A 20889-nucleotide genomic window follows, 5' to 3' on the forward strand; every position below is an offset into this window, starting at 1 on the left:
ACAACAAACATCATAGAAAACACGGACTCTTAGGGCTTCAAGTACGAGCTTTTTAATCGACGAAAACCAAACTGTTCACATCCAGCTGTGCTATTGGATAGACTCTATAGAAAAAATCGAAAGTCATAGGGCTCAGGGTCTCTAGAATGATCAGGGAACAATGTCCTTGAGATGGGGGCTTAGCCTTTCCTTTTTATATATATGTTTCCATCTGGCTCGCTGGAGGGTTCTCTCAGGCTCATCTCATCCTCTTCTTCTGTATCTATTAGCTTCTTCTCTTTAACGTATGCCAGTAGTAGTTCCTCTGGTATGTTGTCTACTTGTCCCACTAGGTGTCTTATACCCTGTATGCTTAACCATTCTATGAAGTCTTCTTCTAGTCCTGCATTAATTATCAGGGATAGTAGCTCTCTTCTGTAGGAGGGATCTATCATTTCCTAATCCCCACCATAATTAATATTGTTCCTACAGGCTTATAATTTCTACTAATTAAAAATTAAATTAGCTGACCGGTTGGAAGCTACCATGATACACGGGTTCTCAGTATTCCGGCCAACCCATTGAAGGTTTGTGCGAACCACTCGCCTTCAGGTATATCGGTGCTTACGACTAGTGGTTTAGCTCCTCGCTTTCTTGCTAGCTCAAGCCACTCCTCTATATCCTCCCGTTGCTCACTTATTAGCAGGATGCCTACAAGACCCATTTCAAGAGCGTTGCGTACTTCTTCTTCACCGTACACTATTAACCCATCGTCTTTTGCCAAGTGATACTTGAACTCCTCGATTGCCTTAAGTGTTTCAGCATATTCTTGCTCCTTTAATAGGTCCCCGGCTCTCATTATCATTTCCCTTAAGCCTGGTTCACCCTGGTAGGCTACATCGATGAACTCTGGCAGCACTATCTTCTTAAGCCTGTAATCCAGGTAATCCTTCTCCATGAAATCGTATTTAGCATAGGCTGGTCCGCCAACTAGGAGGGCCTTAAGCTTGCCTTGCTCTAGTAGTGGTAGGAATACGTTGTTAGCGTGTTCACCAACCCTCTTATAGAAGTCTTCAACCATTTGCTCAATTATTCTATCGTATCTACGCTGGCTCTGACCACCTTTCTGATGCTTGCCTGGTATATAGTCCTCTAGCTCCTCAACTACCTGCAGCCTATTACCCTTAAGCAGGCCGATTGTAGCGGCATCACGCTCCACTATTAGTAAGCCAATTATATTGGATTCGCTGACCATTTCCTCGAGGAACTCTGTATGGAATACCTTATCCGTCCTATAGAAGAATACCCGCACCTCCTCTGGTGGGATCAACATAACTGTTATCGATTTCCCTGTATCAGGATCTTCTCCTGCGAATAATACTAGTCCTTTATCAGGGACCTTGGGTATCTTGCTCATCCTCTCAATGGCTATCGACAACGCTCTCTCAACAGCGTTCCTTGTCTTCTTAAGCTTTATATTATCGGCTACCGAGAGCTCCTGACGAAGCAGGTTTAATACATCACCTATAGGTCTACCCGGCGGCACATATAGGCTCAGCAATATCGTTGCATGGGCCTTCCACTTCTTCAACTCCTTAATTATCTCCCTTAACCTTTGCTTATCCACTCTCATGGATTCTATTTGGTCTTCACTATAGCTAAAGGCTCATCCCTTTTACACCGGGATAACATGGTATATATTGGGGGGTTTAAATATATCTAGGTAAACCCATGATATATGTGGGCATAGATATGCAGGTTGAGAGAAAACTTGGCGGGGGCTTAATTATCACCCTGATAGTAGTAACCCTCGTGATCCTAGCTTACAGTGTTATCACATCCTCCCTTAGCTCGCTACTGGAACTATACTCCATGGATACCCCTGTCTCACTACTGGTAATAACGCTTGGATGGATTATATCGGCTCTCAGGTTGAAATTACTCTTTGAATCAAGTATGAAGGGGATTACTCTTCCATTAATTGACAGCCTGGCTATTAGGCTCATAGGCGGTTTAACCGCGAATATAACGCCCTCCTCGATAGGCGGTGAGCCTGGCAGAGCATATTACTTGTCCAGAAGGACAGGAGTCGATACTGTTAAATCCTATGCACTAGTGATCTACGAGGTTTACTATGATGTATTAGCCGTAAACATTATTGGTGCCTTCCTCAGCGTTAAATATCTGCCTCTAAGCACACCTGTCTTACTAGTATCGTTATTCATGTCCTTCTCATGGCTCTCCATATCGCTTAAAATAGTGAGGGCTGGCAGGAACATGCCTAGCGGACCCGATGCAGCACCAAGGTGGATACCTGGATTTATGAGGAAACACTTCAACAAGCTGTATGCAATGTACCTTGATTTCGCCTCTAGCTATAGCGAGATGGCTTCAAGGATATCCCTAGGGAAGAAGGCTTTACTATGGCTGCTGACAATACTCTACCACACAATATGGGGTGTCGCGGCACTCCCATTCATCCACGTGTTTAATGTTGACGCCGTGGTTAAAGTTGTCGAGGCCTATTTCATCATGCAGTCATTTAGCTCCCTGCCTACGCCTGGTGGAAGTGGTGCAGCTGAATATGGATTATCAATAGTCTTAGATCCCTCGGTTGTTGTGAAGTATAGGGTTGTATACTATTACTATGGAATCGTGGCTGGGCTGATATCGCTGATAATATATGATAACAAGCTTAGGAGGTGGGTAAGCTGGGTTTTACATTAAAACATTAAACAAACTCTAAGTTGCTTTTGTAGCTGTTCTAACAGCTTTCTTAGGACGTAGCGTGCCCTTGGATCTACATCTCCTGCACTTGGTAGCGCCCGGTGGGTTCAGGGCACCACATCTCCTGCACACCATCTTATTTAACACTCTGTTGAAGACTATTTTCTGTAGCTCTGGATTATTCACCGGCATATATTAAGCACCCCTCTACTCTTCTCCTCAATACCTTGAGCGATTTAAAAATCTTCCCTGGTACCAGGACTATATATTCAGGCCAGTGTCTCTAAGCCTGTTCACTATGATCTCTTGCTCCTCTTCATGGTAATATCCGATCAGCTCCTCCACAAGCTTTATATTTATACTGTTCTTCAGTTGTTTAATGTATTCCGCGAGCTTATCCGTGTCTACTCCTTGGCGGGCCTTGAGCACCAGGTAGGCTTCCACCGGTAACACGTTAATGATTATACCGCCCACCCTGATCACATCGGCTTTCTCAAGTATTTCATCAGGTATCTCTATATCCATATAGTTCTCGTATAACTCGATTTCCAGGTAGTCCTCGCTCAACGGTGCAATCAACTTCACCGTGCCCACTTCCGTCGATGATACCTCCCATCCATGCCTGGACGCCAGCTCCTGATAGTAATCCTGCTCGAGGAGGGGGCTTGGCTCGTACACGAATAAGTCTACATCACCTTCTAGTCTCTTCCTGCCCAGAGCTAACTGAACCACTGTATCCCCTATTACGACAGCCTTAACCCCTTCATCCTGCAGCGTCTTCATAATGCCTGCGAGTTCATCAATACTGTAAGTCATTTAAACCACCGTGGTAAAGACACCAAGAAGATAAAACACATCCAAAAATATTTAAAAAGAATTTAGAGCCTGCAACAGACTAATTAAGTAAGGGTATTTGAATGGGCTTCGATTATCAGCGGGCTGTAATGCTTCAGAGAATACTCTCTGAGAGGGTTCTAGCGGAGCTTGATTCGTTTCCAAGGATTGATCCATCGAGAATAAGGAGTGTTGCAGGGGTTGATGCATCATATAGGGGAGGAGTTCAGGTTGGAAGCGCTGTACTCATGGATTATAGGGCTAAGATGCCCCTGGCATATACGTGTCTTGCATCGAAGCCCCCTATACCATATGTGCCAGGTCTACTGGCGTTCAGGGAGGCCCCTGTATACATTAAGGCATTGCATAGGTTGCCGGCTAAACCGGATATAATATTGGTTGATGGACACGGATTAAGCCATCCAAGAGCATTTGGCATAGCAACACATATAGGTCTCGTACTCAGCACCCCGTCAATAGGGGTGGCAAAGAAGCCGCTCTACGGGGAGGTAGAAGAAGTAAATGGCAGGAAACTCGTGAGGGCGCATGGAAGAATAGTGGGTGAGGTAGTTGAAACCAACCAGGGCAGCGAAATATATGTGAGTATAGGATACCTAATAAGGCTTGAAGACGCGGTGGAAGTAGTTAGACACCTCATGGAGCCAGACCTAAAGCTACCACTACCAATACGCCTGGCAGACAACTACTCCAGGAGTAAATGCATCAAGGAGCTACGGTTATAACGTAGTGAAGATGTTATGAATTCATATCTACTTATCTAGGTACATGGACAAAAATCTCTACACTTATTCGCGATATGATATATAAGCTCAGAGTTCAGGATATATATTGTCATTATCCAGGAATAATGGTTTCAATAGCAATTTACATCCGTCACCCGCTTCAACTATTTCCTTCCCACTCACATGGTGATTAAAACTACTTCTCCACTAAACCAGATAAATAACCCGAACAATAATTTAAGTAACTAGGGCCCGTCGCCTAGCCAGGATAGGGCGCCGGCCTTCGGAGCCGGAGGCCCCGGGTTCAAATCCCGGCGGGCCCGCATTCTTTAATCACCTGTTTAAAAGTCTGCGTAGATATTTCCGTCGATCTTATATTTTGAGTTACAGACCCTGTATTTTAGGAAGGGGCAATTGCTTTAATGCTGGGAACTGGTTTGCGGGAGCCTTGGGTTAAACTCCTTTTCTAGCCCGTTTCCTATCAGCATTATGGAGTACGCTAATGCGACCAGCATGGTTCCAGGTGGTATGAAGTACCACCATATGCCTGCTGCAAGCGCTCCTGAGGTGTATGCGTTATACAGGATTAACCCCCAGTTCCAGTCGCCAATACTCCCAACACCCATGAACACTAGTGCTGCATGCGAGAATATCGCGGTTGAAACAGAGAGCACTGTATTAGCTATTGTCACAGGGATTACTGCTGGAAGGATGTGCCTTATTATTATCCAGGAATTAGATGCACCGAGGGATCTAGCCGCCTCTATATACGCCCATTCCTTCAGCGATAACACAATTGATCTAACCACACGTGCTATAGGGCTCCAGTTCAGCAAGCCTATTATCAGTATCACCGAAGCTATGCTTGACCCGATAATGGAGCCGATCACGATCATTAACACTATTGAAGGTATCGTTAAGAGGAAGTTCACGACCTGCATTAACACCTCATCTACTAAGCCCCCGTAATAGCCTGAGATCAGGCCTACGACCAGCCCAATTATAGCTGTTATAGCTGCTGCTGACAAGCCAACTATCAGCGAGGTCTTTATCGAGTAAATATTCAAGGTGAATAAGTCGCGGCCCATCTCATCTGTTCCAAACCAGTGCTTACTGTTTGGCGGCTGGAATATACTGGATGGATCAGTATCCTCTGGTCGATAACTCGTGATATAGGGTGCGAGGGCTGTTAACACTATGTATACCAGTATTATTGTTAAACCTATTTTGATACTACTATTCCTCCTGGTGATCGATACTATTTCCCATAGCATGTCTTTCGCTAATACTGTTAAACTAGTAGCGAACCTGTTACTGCTTCCACCCGTGGTCATGTTCTCACCCTTGGATCAATCAATCCATATAATAGGTCTGCTATGAGGTTGGCTAGTACAACTGAGACGGCTATTACGAGGAAGGCTCCTTGGAGAAGCGGGTAGTCCCTATTATATACGGCTTCATATATTAGCCTTCCTATGCCTGGCCATGCGAAAATAGTCTCGGTGAGTACAGCACCTGAAACCGAGGTAGCTATCGCTATAGATATAGCTGTGAGAGTTGGAAGCATAGCATTCTTCAACCCGTACTTGAAGAGTATTCTTCCCTCCCTGAAGCCAACTGCATAGTATGTCCTGATATAGTCCTCGCCCAACACGTCAAGCATTGATGCCCTGACTAGCAATGTGAAGCCACCGTAGTTCACGAGGACAAGGGTTATGAATGGTAGTATCATGTGGGATGCCAGGTCGTATAGGTGTTCAAGCATTGAGGAGTAGTGTACGCCATAGTCACGCATACCGGTAACTGGGAGATGAAGGTAGTTTATTGAGGCCAGTATTAGTAATCCTCCAAGCCAGTAGGTTGGAAGAGTGTATAATACTAGCGCCGACCCGCTGACTACTTTGTCAACTAAACCACCATGCCTCCAAGCTGATACCACGCCGGTTAGTACTCCAAGCAGTATAGACACTATTGTTGCAGGTATAAGGAGCATCAGCGTGTTCACGATCCTCTCTAATAGTATCTCAGTTACTGGTTGCTTATAGTAGAATGAGATGCCTAGATCTCCTCTCACGGTATTCCATAAGTAAATGAAGTACTGCTCCCACAGCGGCTTATTGAGCCCGAATTTCTCCCTGAGGTAAGCTAATTGATCCTGGGTCAACCTTGGATCCCTGAACATCAGGGAAATAGGGTCGCCTGGGAGAAGCCTGAAAAGAATGAATGATATAGATAGTAATATGAAGATGGAGAGAACGCTTGAAAAAGCCCTTCTAGTAAGGAACGTGGTGTTCACAGGTATCACCTCCTGAATCTATTAATTAAGACCACTATTGCAACCACCGCGATAACTCCTGCTGCTACACCTATCACTAGGTAGTCGCTGTTGCCACCCTGGGCTGTAGTAGTGGCTACAGGCGTTGCGTTGAGAAACGTACGCCAGTCATCACCTCCGAATGGCCCGCCAGGCCACCCGTAGTCGAAGCCGGTGAATTTCACTGAGTGTGCTTGTACAGCCTCTATTTCACAGAGAGGTATGTATGGTAGGTCGTTGTACAGTATCTCCTGGAGCATCCACGCTATATTCTTGATCTCATCCATACTTGACGCATTATATATTTTCTCATAGAGGGAATCATACTCGGGGTTACTGTACCCTGAATCGGAGACACCTGTGAGGGTGCGCCCGGTTGCAAACACGTCGAATTGTGATACATCGTTGGGGCTTACTATCCAGTCCCATATATCTATATCGTGTCCAAGCCTGACAACTCCATTCACATTATTCCATATAATGGCGCTCATGCTACCAGTATCCATCGTCTTGATCTCCACGTTGACGCCTATTTGCTTCCACCAGTTCGCGATTACCTGTGCCGCGTTAACTGCTTCGGGGAACTTGCTGGGCACAAGTATAGTGTATGAGAGCGGAACACCATTGCTGGAAGCCCTTACACCGTTAGGGCCCAGCTTGTAGCCGGCTTGATCCAGTATTTCTGCTGCCCTGTTAAGATTGAACTCGTAGGGTTTGAGGTTCGGGTTATAATATATATTCGAGGTTGGGAGAATAGAAGCTATCGACTTTGAATACCCGTGCCACGCTGTATCACAGACGTAAGTTACATTTGTAGCATAGGCTAGGGCCCTTCTAACATTCAAGTCCTTCAGGGTTGGATTACCTGTTCCATTGGGGTCCACGTTGAATGCTATGTAGAAGTATGTTGTCCCAGGGGATGTAAACACCTTGAACCCCGGGTTGTTCACGAGGACATTACGCATCGCCATCGGGATATAGGGTCCAACAGCATCTATGTCCCCGGCTATCAGCGCGTTGGCTGCACTGGTTACATCGGGGTAGAACTTAACTATGATCCGGTCTACCCTAGGTAGATACCATGGATAGTAGAACCTGTTATACGGCTCCAGCACAACGTATTGTCCCTCCTTGTACTCGGTGAGCCTGAGGGGGCCGGAACCTATGGGTGGGTACCCGCTATATGTTGATGGATCACTTATATTACTCCATATATGCTTCGGCACTATTGGTATATTGCTGGCTGCAAGGGCGAAGAATAACGGTATAGATGATACGGTGAAGTCTATGGTGTAGTTATCTATGACTCTTATAGATTCAACGATCTTGACGTTCGCCGCCCTGGATGACCATGGTTCACTAGCTAGGTGGAAGCTGTACTCTACATCGGAAGCCGTGATCGGTACTCCATCGTGGAATGTTGCATTGGTTATAAGATGGAATCTAACGGTGTCTCCACCGATAACCTCCCATGAAGCAGCCAGGTCCGGGATATATGTTGAATAATTGCTGGAGACCCTTACCAACCTGCTATAGATGTCAAGGGTTATCCATGTTGATATCTGTGCATAGGTTGTAAACGGGTTGAATGTATCTAGCGAGGTACCACCCCACCCTACCCTGAAAACGCTCTGAGACTGCGCAGTAGATACTGTGCTGACTGATGGTGCAACCAGTAGTAAAGCCACTATTACTGCTACGGCTTTGACAATTGTACCCCTGGCATTCATAGTTATCCACCAATGGTTAGAAAAGGCTTCATGGAACAGAGATAAAAGCTTTTTTACATATATGAAACATTTTAAAAAGAAGTGTTACATTTTGGAATATATTTGTTACATTTAGTCATAGGTGGTGCCATGCCCAGGGGAAACACGAGTGTAAGCAACATTGTGAGGGAGATCGTCGAGAGCGATCCATGCCTAGTGGAAGCATTGAGTAATGGATACGTGAACTATAGCAAGCTATCGGAGAGGCTTGCCGAAGTTATCAGAGAGGAGTATGGGGTATCATGTACACCTAGTTCCATTAAAATGTCGCTACTGCGCAGCAGGAGCAGTGTAGCTAGGCAATCCCTTAAGTCAAGGATCTTTAGGGTTCTAGCCAGGAGCAATATAGAGCTTAAGACAGGCCTAGCTATAGTGACATATGATTATACAGTACTCCATAAGGTGTTCAAGAGCGTTCATGAGCTAGCTGGCAGGACACGCTTCATATCTATCTCACAGGGCATAGACAATATAACTATAATAGTGAACACTGAGTTACTAGATAACTTAGTTGGCCTGATGGATAAGGAGCCGGTGTGGCTTGAGAGAGATGTCTCGGCAATCATAATAGTAAGCCCAATCGAGAATATTGAGACACCGGGCTTTATATCCTATATAACAACACTCCTAGCCAGGAAAGGGATCAACATACTCCAAATAATGTCGGCTCACAGTGACACTATCATAGTAATCGATAGAAAAGACTCTGTGGAGGCATTTAAAACACTGGAGTCAATAATATTGAAAGCCAAGGAGGATAGCAAGGAGCCCTTGAAATAAATGGGTGAATACAGTTGACCTCGGCACTCAGCGGGGGGTTCGATACCATCCCTGGATTGATCTCCAGCAGTAGAAGATGGTTTTTGTTTCACTATGATATAGTTATTCATGGGTGTAATGCTTGAGGAGGGCTTTATTCATTGGTAGGTTTCAACCGTTTCACAATGGCCACCTGCATGCCCTCAGATATATACTAGAGAGGTTTGATGAAGCCGTGATCGCTGTGGCAGCCGCCCAATACAACTACACAGCGGACAACCCCTTCACAGCTGGCGAGCGCGTTGAGATGATTAAGCTTGGACTAGGCGACCTATACTCAAGGTGCTATGTGATCCCAGTTGATAATATTTCAAACAACTACCTCTGGCCACTCCACCTCCTCAGCTATGTACCCAGGGTTGACACAGTATTCAGCAACAATAGGTTTGTGCAGGAGCTCTTCAAAATACTTGGACTAGAAACCCTTGAGACACCAGTATTACCTGGTGTCAGTGGCACCATGGTTAGGAGGCTCATGGCTGAGGATGGAGACTGGGAGAGCCTCGTACCCTCAAGCGTAGCCGAGTTCATTAAAAGGATCAATGGGGTTGAGAGAGTTAGGGGACTCTTGAAGCTATCAGTGAGGGTACAGGGTGAGAGGTTTTGACCGGGTTAACCACTTGCATCATAGCTATTGGCTCAGAGATCACGAGGGGAATAATACAGGACACTAACTCTCACTGGCTTGCTCGTAGGCTGACCAGTATTGGGGTTGATGTAAGAAGGATTATCGTGGTACCGGATGATATGAGTGAGATAACATGGGCTCTCAGAGCCTGCATTGAGGCATGCAATATAGTGATTACAACCGGGGGTCTGGGCTTCACAAGTGATGATATAACGATACCGGTAATCGCTGAATCCCTAGGATTGAAGCGAGTTTATTCGCCAGTAGTCTACGAGATGGTTAAGAATAGACTTGTAGGCAGGATACCAGAGCACCTCGAGGTAGTCTATCCTCCTGAAGGAGCCGAGCCTCTCTCGAATACTGTTGGTGTCTCACCTGGATTCCATCTGGTCTACAATGGAAGACACCTATTCATACTTCCTGGGGTACCAGCCGAGATGGAGAACATATTCGAGGGGGAGGTAATGCCGAGGCTAGCCAGGTTAACCGGTACAAGTGTTACAACTCTCAAAGTGATCACGAAACATGAGGTGGAAGCTGAGGTAGACAAACTGTTAGAACCACTGAGAGTAAAGTATAAGTGGGCATATATAAAGACTCATGCGAGGAAACCTGTGGAAATCACGATACAGGTATATGGAGCCAATAGGGAAGATATAGATGAGAAAGTAAATACGTTGCTAAGAGAACTCAGTAAAATACTTGAGATAGAGGTGGCCTCTTAACCCTCTGCTACTACCCTCTTCGGCCTTGGTTTCACCCTTATTGTGAATGATGATTCTCTACCACGGGGGCTTACACCGTGATAGTAGTTGAACCTGCCTTTACAGCTGGGACATATATATGCATTCACTATGTAGAACCTGAATCTCCACTCCTTAATGGGGGCCACGTTGACCTCGCTTCCGCAGAACGGGCATTTAACCATGGATAACCCTCCCCAAGATATATCTCTATGTATAACTATAAAAACCTAGCTATAAGGCCTACGTGGACTGGAGTAGGGTTGGATTATGAGTTATTTCAGCCATGCTGTAAGTGCTCTGAGCGGGTTTCTCCAGGCTATTTTCTCGATGTCTTCTCTAGTGAAGCCTTCCTCGAGTAGCTTGCTCCATAAGCTCCCTATTTTATCGATGGATTCCAGTCCTTTAACAAGCGGTGCATCAAGTGAGCCGAAGTAGTCTGAGCCTATTGCTAATATGTCCACTCCATAATTATCTCTTATATATACCGCGTGTCTGACCAGGCTGGATACATCTGGTACACCCGTTGACACAAATGAAGCTATGAATACTAGTCCTACAACCCCCTTGCTCTCTGCCACTACTTCCAGCGTCTTGTCATCAAGGTTCCTAGGATGGTTATGAACCGATCTGGTATTGGCGTGACTGACTATTACGGGCTTTCTTGTTGCCTCGTATGTGTCTTTCACCGTTTTCCCGCTTGCATGGGCTAGATCCACTGCTACCCCTAGCTCCACGGCTCTCCCAATGAGCTCTAAACCCTCCCTCGTCAAGCCATTATCGATCTGTGTCCTACAGGATGAAGCGTACTTATTGTTATAGTTCCAGGTTAACCCTAATACACGTAGCCCGCCAGCATATAAGAGATCCAGGTCCTCTGGGCTCCTCAAGGAATCAGCCCCTTCAAGCCCTACAAGCAAGCCTATGCTACCATTTTTCTCATTGAAGAGTCCCTGAAGCTGGTCTCTACCTAATACAAGCTTGAACTCTCTGTGGGCTAACACAATATTCCTGTATAAGTCCAACCCTGCGTAAACCGGCTCAAGGCTCGGATAATGCTTGTAAGATATCCTCCCACCACGGGAGTACCAGGGTATCATGGGGAAGATGCTGGCGACAACGAGCCTTGTGTTGCTGGCGAGGTACTTCGGGATATCAGCGTGCCGGAGTGGTTCATCGATATCAAAGGGTTTCAATGGGAATGGGTTGAGCAGGCTTCCTGAGAGAACATAGGCCGCTATATCCTCGTGGAGATCTACTAGAGGCGGGTTCAAGTGGATGCACCCGGAATAATTAATTCTCCATGCTAAATAAATAGGCTTCCCCATTGACGCGTAGATTACTCAAAGATACAGTAGACTCCGCCTGCGCGTAGTTATACCTGATGACATCCAGTATCGATGTTAAGCGTTTAAGGTATGATGATTAGAGCATCTTATAGACTTCATCCAAGTGCTTCTTAACCAGTTCCAGCTTCCCACTTAACTCTGCTAGCCGTGTCTCCAGTTCCTGGTTTCTCTGCCTTAACTCATTGTTTTCTCTTTCTAGGCTACTTAGTTTCGCAACATAGGATTCTACATCAGGTATGTCTACTTCGATGAAGCCGTTTCCAGTCTCCAGTTTTTTTAACACGTCTGAAACAGCCTTGCTGAGGGCGTCCTTGATACTCAGGTATTTCCTAACAGTTTTCTCGGGTACCCCGAGCTCCTCGCTTATTAAGCCATAGGAGTAATTGGCCTTGAACCTCGCGAAGACGGCTGCTGCTGTGGAGAGCTCCTTGATAATGCTTGACTTATCTTCGCTGCTGGAGAGCAGTGTAGTGAGGCCTGGCCCGAATATTGTCGCTGTGTATAATACTGCCTCGAGGAGCCTTATCTCCTCCTTGCTTCCCGGTTGCAGGGGAGCATATAGCTTCACCAGCATTGTATGCTTTCACCCCGGTAAGTATATTATGTATTAATATGCTTAAATATGTTTCCCACTATCTTTCCCACAACACAAACAAAGCCTCAGATTGTTGTTTCTGTTTTCATACTTTTAGGTTTATGAAGGTTGGTATAGAACTCTTTTATTGAAGAGTGAGTATGTTGAAGGTGAATCGGGGTGCAGGGGTTTCCCACAGCTATGACCTCGAAAAGCTATGAGGGGCGAGCCGTGGGCTGGGGTCACTCCGAGCGAGCGGAGCCCAGTGATACGAATACCGAGGGCAGTGAAGCCAGGTGCAGAGGACTCGATATCAAACCCTATGAAGCCCGAAGCCCCCTAAAAACATGTCCTAGCCCGTTGTGGGTTCTGAATCCTCTCTGAATTCCTTGTAGATATTTTGGATGTGTTTTATTCTCTTGGCGTCTTCACTCGTTTTCATTGATGACCATTACTTTTCTCCCGTGTGGTTTCTTCAGCTTCCCCTGGTGTTCTCTGGATGGGTATACGGGGTGTTTGCACCAGGTTTAACTATCTTCCCTTCACTGCTGGCTGAGGGCTTTACAAGCGTATGCAGGGGTGCCGGGGGTCACCCAAAGCACTTCCGCTGTGAAGGGTGAAGCCGGACAGAACGGGGGAATAAGAAATAAGGGGGTGAAGCAATTACAAATATCCACCAGATCCGAACCCTGGGGATGAACGTGAGATATCTTCTAACACTAAGGGTTATACCCATAGGAACCTGTTCTACGAGTCTTAGTAGCTATGTGGCTGAAGTGGAGAAAGTGTTATCGTCCCTTGGATTAAAGCATGTCTTGACGGCTTCAGCAACGATAATAGAGCTCAGCGATCTAGGCGAGGTCTCCAAGATACTGGAGTCGGTGGTGGATGAACTGGTTGCCCGAGGCGTTAAACGAGTCTCAATAGATTTATCAATAGACTACAGGGTGGATAAGGAGTTATCGATAGAGGGCAAGGTTAGACCTGTTAAGGAGAAGCTGGGAAAGGGTTAAGCCGGAGAGACCAGTGTTACAACCGAAAGCCTCGTCCTTTAGGGCTGGAATAGAGGTTTTAAGCTTTTTTCCTTAGAGATATTTTGGTGTCCCGGCCGTGGGCGGTGAGGGAGTGCTAACCCTAACGGTTGGGATGAGGGTTAGAGGGCAAAACTACATCTATCTCTAGAGCCCATAAATTACTCTATGAAACCTTGAGGAAATACTTCGACCTGCCTTCTAGAATCGCCCAGGACTGCTATAGAGAGGCAATTATGATTACTGATTGTTAGAGCAGCTAAGAATCATTTATATGGAGTAGCTAGAGAGGATCTGAATAGTCTAGTAGAGTCTCTGAGAGAACCCCCGAAGAGCCATAGGAAGAAACTAATACTGTTATCCTATAGAAAGCTTGTGTACTGGATCGATTGGCAGTCGGAAAAACATGGTGTGCTAGTAGTAGCTGTCGATCCGAGAGGGACGTAAACCACGTGCCCGAAGTGTGGAGCAAAACTGAGAGAGAAAATGGTTATAGAAAATTTAAGTGTCCTAAGTGCGGATTTGAGGGAGACAGAGACCGCATAGTGATTCTAGACATTGAGAGAAGAACACTAGCTAAGCTCCAGATGGGGGATCTCTGGCCCCATCGACTGCCCTCCAGATAAAAGATACATCCCCGAATAGATGGAGGGAACCAGTGAACCCCCTAAAGGGAACCCTCGCCCTTTGGAGTGGGGGAGGTCAGTCCCCGTCCTTCTCCAGGCATTTTTTCAAGTGCTCTGCCAGCTCTAAGTCATCCTTTAACATATAGTCAAGGTATGATGCGATATAAGTATATAGATCCGTGAGCAACTTGACAAACTGAGATGCATGAGTAGTGGAGGCCAGTTTATCCATAAGCATCTTGAACTCTAAGTGTCTCTTTACATGGGACTCCTTCTTTCTTTTATCATACATACATTTATCCTGGAGTTCCTCCTCGAGTTCGAAATGTGCGATGGAGGCGTTGTATGCTTCTCTGAAGGCTTCCTGTATCTTGCCTAATTCCCCATCTAGTATATACTTGATCACCATATTGAACTTCTCAAACATATTCCTGTGTGCAGTGTCAAGAGGTTCTACTCCCATATTGTATTTCTCAGCCCACCTCACAAACGGCGATTTAACCCTGTACATATCTAGTTTCCTCACATTGCTGGAGTATAGGAGGCCTTTAATAAGCTCTGGGTTAACAGGGATTTCTCCTCCATCTGGGCGATGGCACTCAGCGTTAAGAATCCTATCGCCGCTCATGAGAAGCATGCATGAAGTGCCTTCCTGATTAGTGATGTAGGTCATATAATATTCATTCTCAGATGCATACCTGCCTACAACCTCTAGTAATATTTTCCCTCCTCCTTCCAGCATTACTGACTCGATAATCTCTACCTCTAATATGTTCAATAGTTTACTCAGCGGTATCAGCTTCTGTAGGTTCTCTATGTCTTCTCTTATAACTATACTCTTCATTAATGGTCACCTTGATCATCATTTACAACTATCTAGCTATTATTTATTTCCTTGGAAATAAGTATATGTTATTTTTCCCGGATTTTGATAGGCCACGGGATGCTGTTTTCCTCAGCAACACGTAATTTCCTATAGGATGCTGTGAAAGCCAGTATTGCTGGGTACACTGTGAGAGAGACCAGTACAGGGGTTAACCGTATACTCCATGGAGTATAGTTTAACACGAGTCCTATTAATGGAACTAGTGCTAGTGATAAACCCCAATACTTAATGCGAGCCTCTCTAAGGATGAATATGCCCAGCCCCTTCTAGGTAAGGCGCTCGACGCCTTATCAGTGTATAATATAGGTATTTCTTCAGGCAGTAACATAGGCATGGGGTATGTTGAAGTAATTGAGTCGCCGAGTAGGTTCCATTGATGGCAGATCTGCCTAATTAATCAAGGCTATAATATTGAAAAATGGTGGAGCAAGGTAAGGAATACAACTATCGTGTACGCTGTGATATCGAAGGACTCTATTAGGCTCCTCCTGGCTTACAGCGTATACATGTATCCAACGAGCATGGGAAACCTATATGTCAGGATCTCGCTTTTCACCCCTGCAGATGGAGACCTAGAGGATAAGGCTTACTGGTTAAACACTATCTTAAATAACGCCAACATATCCAGTGGCACGCGTGAGATATCACAAGACTCGATCATGTGGAGCCTCTACCTCGACATAGCATTAATGCTCCCACCCTTCATAGCAGGAGTAGTGAATGCCCGTGCCTCGGTATGCTGTTTCTGCTTTCATATAGGTTTACTATTGAATTCTTTTATTGAAGTAATGTAATCGCATGCATAAACCTATTCATAAAGTACTCAAGATGTGGGGTGCCCAGGGTCACCCTGAACGCCATCAAGCCATATACAAGCCCAAACAGGATACAGGGGAACAAAAACGAGGGGATGAAACCAATTTATATAAACCTATATAAGACCTAAACCCCCATTATTTCAGCCTCTTTTAGTGATTCCAGCTATTCCGACCCCCTTCCAGCCCTAAAGGACTCAGGGGTATGTGTTTTGACACCATGTTGAACACTCTTTACTGTGTTTGAAGCACTTCAGTAATCCTCTGGCCACTCTCTTGTGATCTACGTGTGTTCTACATGCTGGCCCCTGAGCGATATACTTAGCTAGTTGTAGACACGGTCTTTTTCATAGGTTATCTTGATCGTAATCCATATTAACAATGATATTATCCACAATAACACTATGGTTGTAGCTGAGTACATGTAAGCGTTTCTCACTGGCGCCATTTCACTCATACATGAATTGATGTACCTCATAGATTCTGGGTCATAAAGTGTTATCAGTCTAGGCAGGTCGCTTGCTCTGATATCGGGTGGCATGTAGATGTATGCCAGTGTAGGATATAGCAGTGGCCCTATAGCCCAGCCAAGTGTGTTGAGTATGTTGTATACTGAGAACACTGTACCGCGGTGCTCAGCCCTGACTACATCGCTTAAGACAACTGTTATATTAGGATAAGCTATAGTCGTGAACATCATTCCAAAAGCTGCTAGGAGCAGTGGCTGTATCACTATAGACCATTCAACATTACCACATGGATACGGGTATATTATCATGGAGAGCATCACTGGTAGGCCTATCCCTATGCCTAGTATAGAGATGAAGACTCTGCCTGCTGGACCCTTCTTCCTAGCCACCTTGTCACTTAAGATCCCGCCTACAATGTGTCCTATGGCTATCGATACCACCGAGACTATTAATATTAGTGACGCAATGGTCTTTGACACACCCCATTTCACCATTATGTAGTCTATCGCAAACGTGGTCAGCATCCCCCACGGGATAGTCCAGAAAACAATCATCACTAAGATAGCTATAACGCTAGGTTTTCTAAATGATGAAACAGCTTCACTTAGCTTGAACTCTATCACGGAGGTTTTCTCAGCACCCCCTATCCTAACACCTCTTGACACGGCTAGTAGCAGGAGCCCTGTGAGGAGCACCATTGCACCGAGAACACCGTAAGTAGTCTGCCACGGCTTCACAGCAAGGTAGAACACATATGCTCCTATAAAGCCGAGGACACTGGATGCATAGTATGCAGCATAGCCGGCACCCCTCTTCTCTGGTGGCAGTACATCAGCTATGAAAGCATATACTATTGGAGCTATCCCAGTGTACCCGATCCCGAATATGATGAAGGATGTTAGGAGCATCACATAGTTCACTGCGAAAGGTATGATGGCTAGTCCTGTAAACATGAACATTATCATTAGAGACATTGTTTTTCTTCTACCAATCGTATCTGCCAGAATACCCCAGAGAATAGATAGCACTGTTCCAATAATCTGTGGAATACTCTTTAAATACCCTATATAGGCCTCTTTTTCATAGCTTTCAACCCCGGGTATGATGGGGCTGTTCTTCAATACGTCGACAATGAATGCTAGTAGATAGCCCGCCGAGAAGTAGAGTAGCACCAGAATTGCTAGGGCTAGAATTACTAATCCTGTTCTCCCCTGACTCATAACCCACACCTCTCTAGGAAGCCTATAACTTTCTCACGGTATTCACCAGGATTGGTGATAATGCTCCTCACATGCATCGAATCAGTTATCCATAACTCTACCTCGGCGCCAGCCTGCCTGGCCTCCTCAACAAACCTAGTGACCTCGCTTACGTCAACAAGATCGTCTCTCCTACCAATTATAACCAGTATCCTGTTATCCTTCAATGTTTTCGCGTATTTGTAGAGCCTTAACTCCTCGCTTTTCACTCTTACTCTACCCTCAGTAAACTTAACTATCAGAGGGAATACTAGGAGAAGCATGCTTCTAAGCGGCTCCTTACTCCTCTTAATCCATCTCTTCCCGCTCTCGAATACATCAATGTATGGGCTGTCGGCTATGTAGGCATCTACACCGCCATATTTAGTTGCATACATTAATACTACCGCGCCACCCATGCTATACCCTATTACACCTATTTTCCCAGCGATCTCAGGGTGACTTCTCCTAAGCCACTCTATGACATCGTTTAAGTCGTCGACCTCCCTATAGCCTAGTGTAGTGTATGCTTCCTCGCTCTCGCCATGCCCCCGTTGATCATATACTAGGATATTATAGCCCTCATCACTGAGAAGCTTTACAACAGGCTTGATATAGGTTTCATTGTATTTGCTAGCCGTATACCCATGAAGTACTATGATTGTGGAGGCTTTGCCACCCTTGATCAGCCACCCCTTTAACCTGGTGTTATTCCTTGTAACTACATCAATACTAGTGTATTGCAACCCTAGGTCTCCAGGATTCCATCCACCCATCTCCCTCGGGGGTCTAGCTAGTTTCACGGATGCGATGTACGCTAGTAGTATTTCGAGGAGTATAAATAGTATTATTACACCGAGCAGTATTAGAGCCCACAAGATCCCCACCAATAGATATATTTATGATCTAAATTAATTAAGTTTACGACTGAAAGCACCCTCTTCAGGGCGAGAGGAGGAGAAACGGGTATGGCTTTAAAACATGTTATAATAGGTCACAGGGGATTCCCCGCTAAATATCCTGAGAACACCATTGCCGGCTTCCTCGGCGCTATACTCCATGGTGCTCATGGAGTAGAGCTGGATGTATGGTTAACCCAGGATGAAGTACCAGTCGTGATCCATGATAGATCAACAAGGAGAGTAGCTGGAGTAGAACTAGATGTAAAGAACGCTACCATTGAAGAAATTAGAAGGCTGTATCTCGGAATGGGGCAGGGTATACCTACACTGGAAGACGTGTACAGGGCTGTTCCAGAAGGATACAGGTTATATGTTGAAGTAAAAGATATTGACGCCATCCATAAGGTGTATGAGGCAACCGTCAAGCATAAGAGGGTCAGCGATGTTGTCTTCCTCAGCTTTATCAGGGATGTACTAGTGGAGTTCAGGAAACTAGATCCCGGTTTAAGGCTTGCACTAAATGTTGCAAGCCTCGAGGAAGCCAGGGAAGCATTAAAGCTACATAGGAATATAAAACTCTACAGTGTCAACCTCCCTGTGGTAGCCCCGTTAGTCATAGGGTTCAACGTGTTCAGGGAATACGTTAGGGAGGCCAGGGAACTAGGTCTCAGGGTTGTTGTATGGGATACCGAGGAGTATAAATACGATTATTCATTATATGGGGAAATAGCTTCGTTAATTGATGAGGCCATAGTGAATGACCCTGTTAGAATCAGAAACTACCTAGAGATAAAACCTTAATCCAGGATCCCGGTTAATCCTTTTGTGAAATAATTCTCCTAACTCTCCTTGTGGCAACGAGATCGGCTCCGCATATATCCTTCATTATTACATCACCTATTTCCACCGGAGCCTCCACCTCGATGTTAGCTGTTGCCTTCATAACTTTCCATATGCACTCTTTTGGCACCGGTTTACTTGTTTTAACGGATACTGTTGGAAACTCGCCGTTTCTCACTTTTACAACCGTTATGACTATCCTCTTAGGCTGGATTGCTTCCTGCTTACCATACTCTACTCCCCTGTTGCACATAGCTCCCTCAACCTTTATGTTACCATCTCCGAGGATTGTTACTCTTAGCGTGCATCCAATGGGGCATACTATACAGGTTAACTCCCTTGTAGTCAAGCCGGCTTCACCTCCAGTGTTATCCTTCTAGTATCGACCCTGGAGAGGATTCTCCCAGGTATCCATAGTCTAAGCATCTCAGCTGGCTTTACACTAGTAAGCCTTATAAAGTACCCTATCTCAGGGATTGAGACATACACGTTTCTCTCTGGTTGTTGAACCCTGGCATAAATAACCACGTCTCTCTCGCCGCTGATATAGTGTGGTACAACTAGCCTTATATTCCTGCCCTTCTCGACTCTAACCCAGTCTACTGATGGTACTCCATTATTCTCTATGAATAGCTTAGCTCCTTTAGCAGCTAGTTCACCCTGCTCAACGACGTAGTCCACTAGATCGTTTATAATGAGTGCGTTACCTGCTACGAATACACCTGGGATAGATGCTTCGAGGAGCTCGTTTACAACCGGCCCCCTAGTAGCGGGATCCATTGCAACCCCTATTTTCTCGAGTAAACCTACATTGGGTATTAATCCAGCTGCAACCACCACAGTATCGCAGGGTATCTCGAACTCTGTTTCTTTCAACGGCTTACCGTTTTCACCGATTCTAGCCACTATGACTTTCTCTACACGGTTTCTACCCTTAACCCCTGTAACCACATGTCCTAGGTAAAGAGGTATATTAAAGTCGTAGAGGCATTGCACAATGTTTCTAGTTAACCCACCTGGATACGGGAGCATCTCCACTACAGCTTTCACCCTGGCTCCTTCCAGACTGAATCTCCTAGCCATTATGAGTCCTACATCGCCTGAGCCGATTATCACTATTTCTCTACCTGGGAGGACACCATAGATATCCATTAAGGCCTGAGCCTCGCCAGCTGTATAGATGCCCGAGCCGGGTCTATCTCCTACTACTCCTATTTCATATAGGTGTCTCTCTCTTGCACCAGTGGCATATATTATCGTCTTTGCTACAAACCGTGTGACACCGCTTCTTCTAACCGTGTTCACTATTTTCTCATCATGGGCTATTACATCTATTGCGTGGACATGGGTTTTAGTATATACATCTACACTGGATACACGGAGTCTATCAATCAATCTCTCAATAAACTCTGTCCCTGTTAAATCCTCCTTAAAGTAGTGTATTCCAAAGCCGGGATGTATGCATTGAAGCGGTATTCCCCCAAGTATATCCCTGTTCTCTATCAGTGCTGTCTTCAAGCCAAGGCTATCGGCTTTTATTGCTGAGGCTATCCCGGCAGGGCCTCCCCCGATGACGACTACATCGTATACAAGGGTCTCCAT

At 45.5% G+C, this 20889-nt stretch carries 25 protein-coding genes and 1 tRNA gene; 10 read left to right on the forward strand and 16 right to left on the reverse strand.

The features are described 5' to 3' along the window. Positions 1-179 precede the first annotated feature (179 nt). Complete coding sequence (locus SPHMEL_RS05105; RefSeq protein WP_042667613.1) at positions 180-434, reverse strand: hypothetical protein; 255 nt, start codon at positions 432-434, stop codon at positions 180-182. A gap of 86 nt (positions 435-520) precedes the next feature. Beyond that, positions 521-1612: a peptide chain release factor aRF-1 gene (prf1, locus tag SPHMEL_RS05110; RefSeq protein ID WP_042667614.1), complete on the reverse strand. Its 1092-nt coding sequence runs from the start codon at positions 1610-1612 to the stop codon at positions 521-523. A gap of 98 nt (positions 1613-1710) precedes the next feature. On the opposite strand from prf1, the gene SPHMEL_RS05115 reads away from it, so the two are divergent. After that, positions 1711-2706 carry a lysylphosphatidylglycerol synthase transmembrane domain-containing protein gene (locus tag SPHMEL_RS05115; protein ID WP_042667615.1) on the forward strand — a complete coding sequence of 332 codons (996 nt, stop codon included), beginning with the start codon at positions 1711-1713 and terminating at the stop codon, positions 2704-2706. 15 nt (positions 2707-2721) lie between these two features. Here SPHMEL_RS05115 and SPHMEL_RS05120 read toward each other — a convergent pair whose 3' ends face one another. After that, positions 2722-2898 (reverse strand): 50S ribosomal protein L40e, encoded by a 177-nt coding sequence (locus tag SPHMEL_RS05120; RefSeq protein WP_012608529.1) that lies wholly within the window; start codon positions 2896-2898, stop codon positions 2722-2724. Between the two features lie 69 nt (positions 2899-2967). Next, a complete protein-coding gene (locus SPHMEL_RS05125) occupies positions 2968-3522 on the reverse strand; it encodes a nucleotidyltransferase (protein WP_042667616.1) in 555 nt (184 codons plus the stop codon). Positions 3523-3623: 101 nt separating this feature from the next. Here SPHMEL_RS05125 and SPHMEL_RS05130 point away from each other — a divergent pair, with 101 nt between their 5' ends. Together SPHMEL_RS05130 and SPHMEL_RS05135 are read left to right on the forward strand one after the other, a co-directional pair. Next, entirely contained in the window at positions 3624-4283 is a 660-nt protein-coding gene (locus SPHMEL_RS05130) for an endonuclease V (RefSeq protein ID WP_042667617.1), read from the forward strand. 248 nt (positions 4284-4531) lie between these two features. Further along, positions 4532-4606 (forward strand) — tRNA-Arg (locus SPHMEL_RS05135). 96 nt (positions 4607-4702) lie between these two features. On the opposite strand, the gene SPHMEL_RS05140 is transcribed toward SPHMEL_RS05135, so the two are convergent. Genes SPHMEL_RS05140 through SPHMEL_RS05150 form a run of 3 tightly spaced genes read right to left on the reverse strand, consistent with a single transcriptional unit; the run spans position 4703 to position 8327 of the window. Beyond that, on the reverse strand, positions 4703-5617 hold the full coding sequence (locus tag SPHMEL_RS05140) for an ABC transporter permease (RefSeq protein WP_042667618.1): 915 nt from the start codon (positions 5615-5617) through the stop codon (positions 4703-4705). Continuing rightward, on the reverse strand, positions 5614-6579 hold the full coding sequence (locus tag SPHMEL_RS05145) for an ABC transporter permease (RefSeq protein WP_042667619.1): 966 nt from the start codon (positions 6577-6579) through the stop codon (positions 5614-5616). The genes SPHMEL_RS05140 and SPHMEL_RS05145 overlap by 4 nt, the downstream gene beginning before the upstream one ends. A gap of 5 nt (positions 6580-6584) precedes the next feature. Further along, positions 6585-8327, reverse strand: coding sequence for an ABC transporter substrate-binding protein (locus SPHMEL_RS05150; RefSeq protein WP_042667620.1), 1743 nt, complete (start codon positions 8325-8327; stop codon positions 6585-6587). Between the two features lie 129 nt (positions 8328-8456). Here SPHMEL_RS05150 and SPHMEL_RS05155 point away from each other — a divergent pair, with 129 nt between their 5' ends. The 3 genes from SPHMEL_RS05155 (at position 8457) to SPHMEL_RS05165 (ending at position 10538) form a co-directional block, all read left to right on the forward strand. Further along, on the forward strand, positions 8457-9146 hold the full coding sequence (locus tag SPHMEL_RS05155; RefSeq protein ID WP_042667621.1) for an ACT domain-containing protein: 690 nt from the start codon (positions 8457-8459) through the stop codon (positions 9144-9146). A 121-nt stretch (positions 9147-9267) separates the two neighbouring features. Continuing rightward, a complete protein-coding gene (locus SPHMEL_RS05160) occupies positions 9268-9792 on the forward strand; it encodes a nicotinamide-nucleotide adenylyltransferase (protein ID WP_042667622.1) in 525 nt (174 codons plus the stop codon). Continuing rightward, the gene (locus SPHMEL_RS05165; protein ID WP_042667623.1) at positions 9789-10538 is read left to right on the forward strand and encodes a competence/damage-inducible protein A; all 750 of its coding nucleotides are present in this window, start codon (positions 9789-9791) and stop codon (positions 10536-10538) included. Before SPHMEL_RS05160 ends, SPHMEL_RS05165 begins: the two co-directional genes overlap by 4 nt. On the opposite strand, the gene SPHMEL_RS05170 is transcribed toward SPHMEL_RS05165, so the two are convergent. The 3 genes from SPHMEL_RS05170 to SPHMEL_RS05180 form a co-directional block, all read right to left on the reverse strand. Beyond that, positions 10535-10741, reverse strand: coding sequence for a hypothetical protein (locus SPHMEL_RS05170; protein WP_012608538.1), 207 nt, complete (start codon positions 10739-10741; stop codon positions 10535-10537). The genes SPHMEL_RS05165 and SPHMEL_RS05170 overlap by 4 nt on opposite strands. 90 nt (positions 10742-10831) lie before the next feature. After that, positions 10832-11830 (reverse strand): dipeptidase, encoded by a 999-nt coding sequence (locus tag SPHMEL_RS05175; protein ID WP_042667624.1) that lies wholly within the window; start codon positions 11828-11830, stop codon positions 10832-10834. 151 nt (positions 11831-11981) lie between these two features. Next, entirely contained in the window at positions 11982-12479 is a 498-nt protein-coding gene (locus SPHMEL_RS05180; protein WP_042667625.1) for a transcriptional regulator, read from the reverse strand. Between the two features lie 695 nt (positions 12480-13174). On the opposite strand from SPHMEL_RS05180, the gene SPHMEL_RS05185 reads away from it, so the two are divergent. Together SPHMEL_RS05185 and SPHMEL_RS07690 are read left to right on the forward strand one after the other, a co-directional pair. Beyond that, positions 13175-13492: an MTH1187 family thiamine-binding protein gene (locus SPHMEL_RS05185; RefSeq protein ID WP_042667626.1), complete on the forward strand. Its 318-nt coding sequence runs from the start codon at positions 13175-13177 to the stop codon at positions 13490-13492. A gap of 264 nt (positions 13493-13756) precedes the next feature. Then, positions 13757-13957: an IS200/IS605 family accessory protein TnpB-related protein gene (locus tag SPHMEL_RS07690; protein WP_420865885.1), complete on the forward strand. Its 201-nt coding sequence runs from the start codon at positions 13757-13759 to the stop codon at positions 13955-13957. 255 nt (positions 13958-14212) lie between these two features. Here SPHMEL_RS07690 and SPHMEL_RS05195 read toward each other — a convergent pair whose 3' ends face one another. Further along, positions 14213-14980 (reverse strand): bacteriohemerythrin, encoded by a 768-nt coding sequence (locus SPHMEL_RS05195; protein WP_042667627.1) that lies wholly within the window; start codon positions 14978-14980, stop codon positions 14213-14215. A 68-nt stretch (positions 14981-15048) separates the two neighbouring features. Then, the gene (locus SPHMEL_RS07440) at positions 15049-15204 is read right to left on the reverse strand and encodes a DUF1616 domain-containing protein (RefSeq protein ID WP_232216770.1); all 156 of its coding nucleotides are present in this window, start codon (positions 15202-15204) and stop codon (positions 15049-15051) included. 276 nt (positions 15205-15480) lie between these two features. Here SPHMEL_RS07440 and SPHMEL_RS05200 point away from each other — a divergent pair, with 276 nt between their 5' ends. After that, positions 15481-15816: a hypothetical protein gene (locus SPHMEL_RS05200; protein WP_156915443.1), complete on the forward strand. Its 336-nt coding sequence runs from the start codon at positions 15481-15483 to the stop codon at positions 15814-15816. A 346-nt stretch (positions 15817-16162) separates the two neighbouring features. On the opposite strand, the gene SPHMEL_RS05205 is transcribed toward SPHMEL_RS05200, so the two are convergent. After that, positions 16163-17527 (reverse strand): MFS transporter, encoded by a 1365-nt coding sequence (locus SPHMEL_RS05205; protein WP_042667629.1) that lies wholly within the window; start codon positions 17525-17527, stop codon positions 16163-16165. Further along, positions 17524-18432: an alpha/beta hydrolase gene (locus tag SPHMEL_RS05210; protein ID WP_042667960.1), complete on the reverse strand. Its 909-nt coding sequence runs from the start codon at positions 18430-18432 to the stop codon at positions 17524-17526. Before SPHMEL_RS05210 ends, SPHMEL_RS05205 begins: the two co-directional genes overlap by 4 nt. 81 nt (positions 18433-18513) lie before the next feature. On the opposite strand from SPHMEL_RS05210, the gene SPHMEL_RS05215 reads away from it, so the two are divergent. Further along, complete coding sequence (locus SPHMEL_RS05215; protein WP_042667630.1) at positions 18514-19248, forward strand: glycerophosphodiester phosphodiesterase family protein; 735 nt, start codon at positions 18514-18516, stop codon at positions 19246-19248. A 13-nt stretch (positions 19249-19261) separates the two neighbouring features. Here the strand turns inward: SPHMEL_RS05215 and SPHMEL_RS05220 are convergent, their stop codons facing one another. Next, positions 19262-19636 (reverse strand): DUF1667 domain-containing protein, encoded by a 375-nt coding sequence (locus tag SPHMEL_RS05220; protein WP_042667631.1) that lies wholly within the window; start codon positions 19634-19636, stop codon positions 19262-19264. Further along, positions 19633-20889 carry an NAD(P)/FAD-dependent oxidoreductase gene (locus tag SPHMEL_RS05225; protein WP_012608547.1) on the reverse strand — a complete coding sequence of 419 codons (1257 nt, stop codon included), beginning with the start codon at positions 20887-20889 and terminating at the stop codon, positions 19633-19635. The genes SPHMEL_RS05220 and SPHMEL_RS05225 overlap by 4 nt, the downstream gene beginning before the upstream one ends.

Origin of the sequence: Desulfurococcus amylolyticus Z-533 (assembly GCF_000513855.1) — an archaeon.
GTDB classification, from domain to species: domain Archaea; phylum Thermoproteota; class Thermoprotei_A; order Sulfolobales; family Desulfurococcaceae; genus Desulfurococcus; species Desulfurococcus amylolyticus.

Coding starts and splice junctions, on each gene's coding strand:
- SPHMEL_RS05170 (WP_012608538.1), bottom strand. CDS start 10,741: ATGGTTAAATGCCCGTTCTGCGGAAGCGAGGTCAACGTGGCCCCCATT.
- SPHMEL_RS05115 (WP_042667615.1), top strand. CDS start 1,711: ATGATATATGTGGGCATAGATATGCAGGTTGAGAGAAAACTTGGCGGG.
- prf1 (WP_042667614.1), bottom strand. CDS start 1,612: ATGAGAGTGGATAAGCAAAGGTTAAGGGAGATAATTAAGGAGTTGAAG.
- SPHMEL_RS05105 (WP_042667613.1), bottom strand. CDS start 434: ATGATAGATCCCTCCTACAGAAGAGAGCTACTATCCCTGATAATTAAT.
- SPHMEL_RS05125 (WP_042667616.1), bottom strand. CDS start 3,522: ATGACTTACAGTATTGATGAACTCGCAGGCATTATGAAGACGCTGCAG.
- SPHMEL_RS05180 (WP_042667625.1), bottom strand. CDS start 12,479: ATGCTGGTGAAGCTATATGCTCCCCTGCAACCGGGAAGCAAGGAGGAG.
- SPHMEL_RS05185 (WP_042667626.1), top strand. CDS start 13,175: ATGAACGTGAGATATCTTCTAACACTAAGGGTTATACCCATAGGAACC.
- SPHMEL_RS05120 (WP_012608529.1), bottom strand. CDS start 2,898: ATGCCGGTGAATAATCCAGAGCTACAGAAAATAGTCTTCAACAGAGTG.
- SPHMEL_RS05130 (WP_042667617.1), top strand. CDS start 3,624: ATGGGCTTCGATTATCAGCGGGCTGTAATGCTTCAGAGAATACTCTCT.
- SPHMEL_RS05195 (WP_042667627.1), bottom strand. CDS start 14,980: ATGAAGAGTATAGTTATAAGAGAAGACATAGAGAACCTACAGAAGCTG.
- SPHMEL_RS05150 (WP_042667620.1), bottom strand. CDS start 8,327: ATGAATGCCAGGGGTACAATTGTCAAAGCCGTAGCAGTAATAGTGGCT.
- SPHMEL_RS05155 (WP_042667621.1), top strand. CDS start 8,457: ATGCCCAGGGGAAACACGAGTGTAAGCAACATTGTGAGGGAGATCGTC.
- SPHMEL_RS05225 (WP_012608547.1), bottom strand. CDS start 20,889: ATGGAGACCCTTGTATACGATGTAGTCGTCATCGGGGGAGGCCCTGCC.
- SPHMEL_RS05140 (WP_042667618.1), bottom strand. CDS start 5,617: ATGACCACGGGTGGAAGCAGTAACAGGTTCGCTACTAGTTTAACAGTA.
- SPHMEL_RS05205 (WP_042667629.1), bottom strand. CDS start 17,527: ATGAGTCAGGGGAGAACAGGATTAGTAATTCTAGCCCTAGCAATTCTG.
- SPHMEL_RS05215 (WP_042667630.1), top strand. CDS start 18,514: ATGGCTTTAAAACATGTTATAATAGGTCACAGGGGATTCCCCGCTAAA.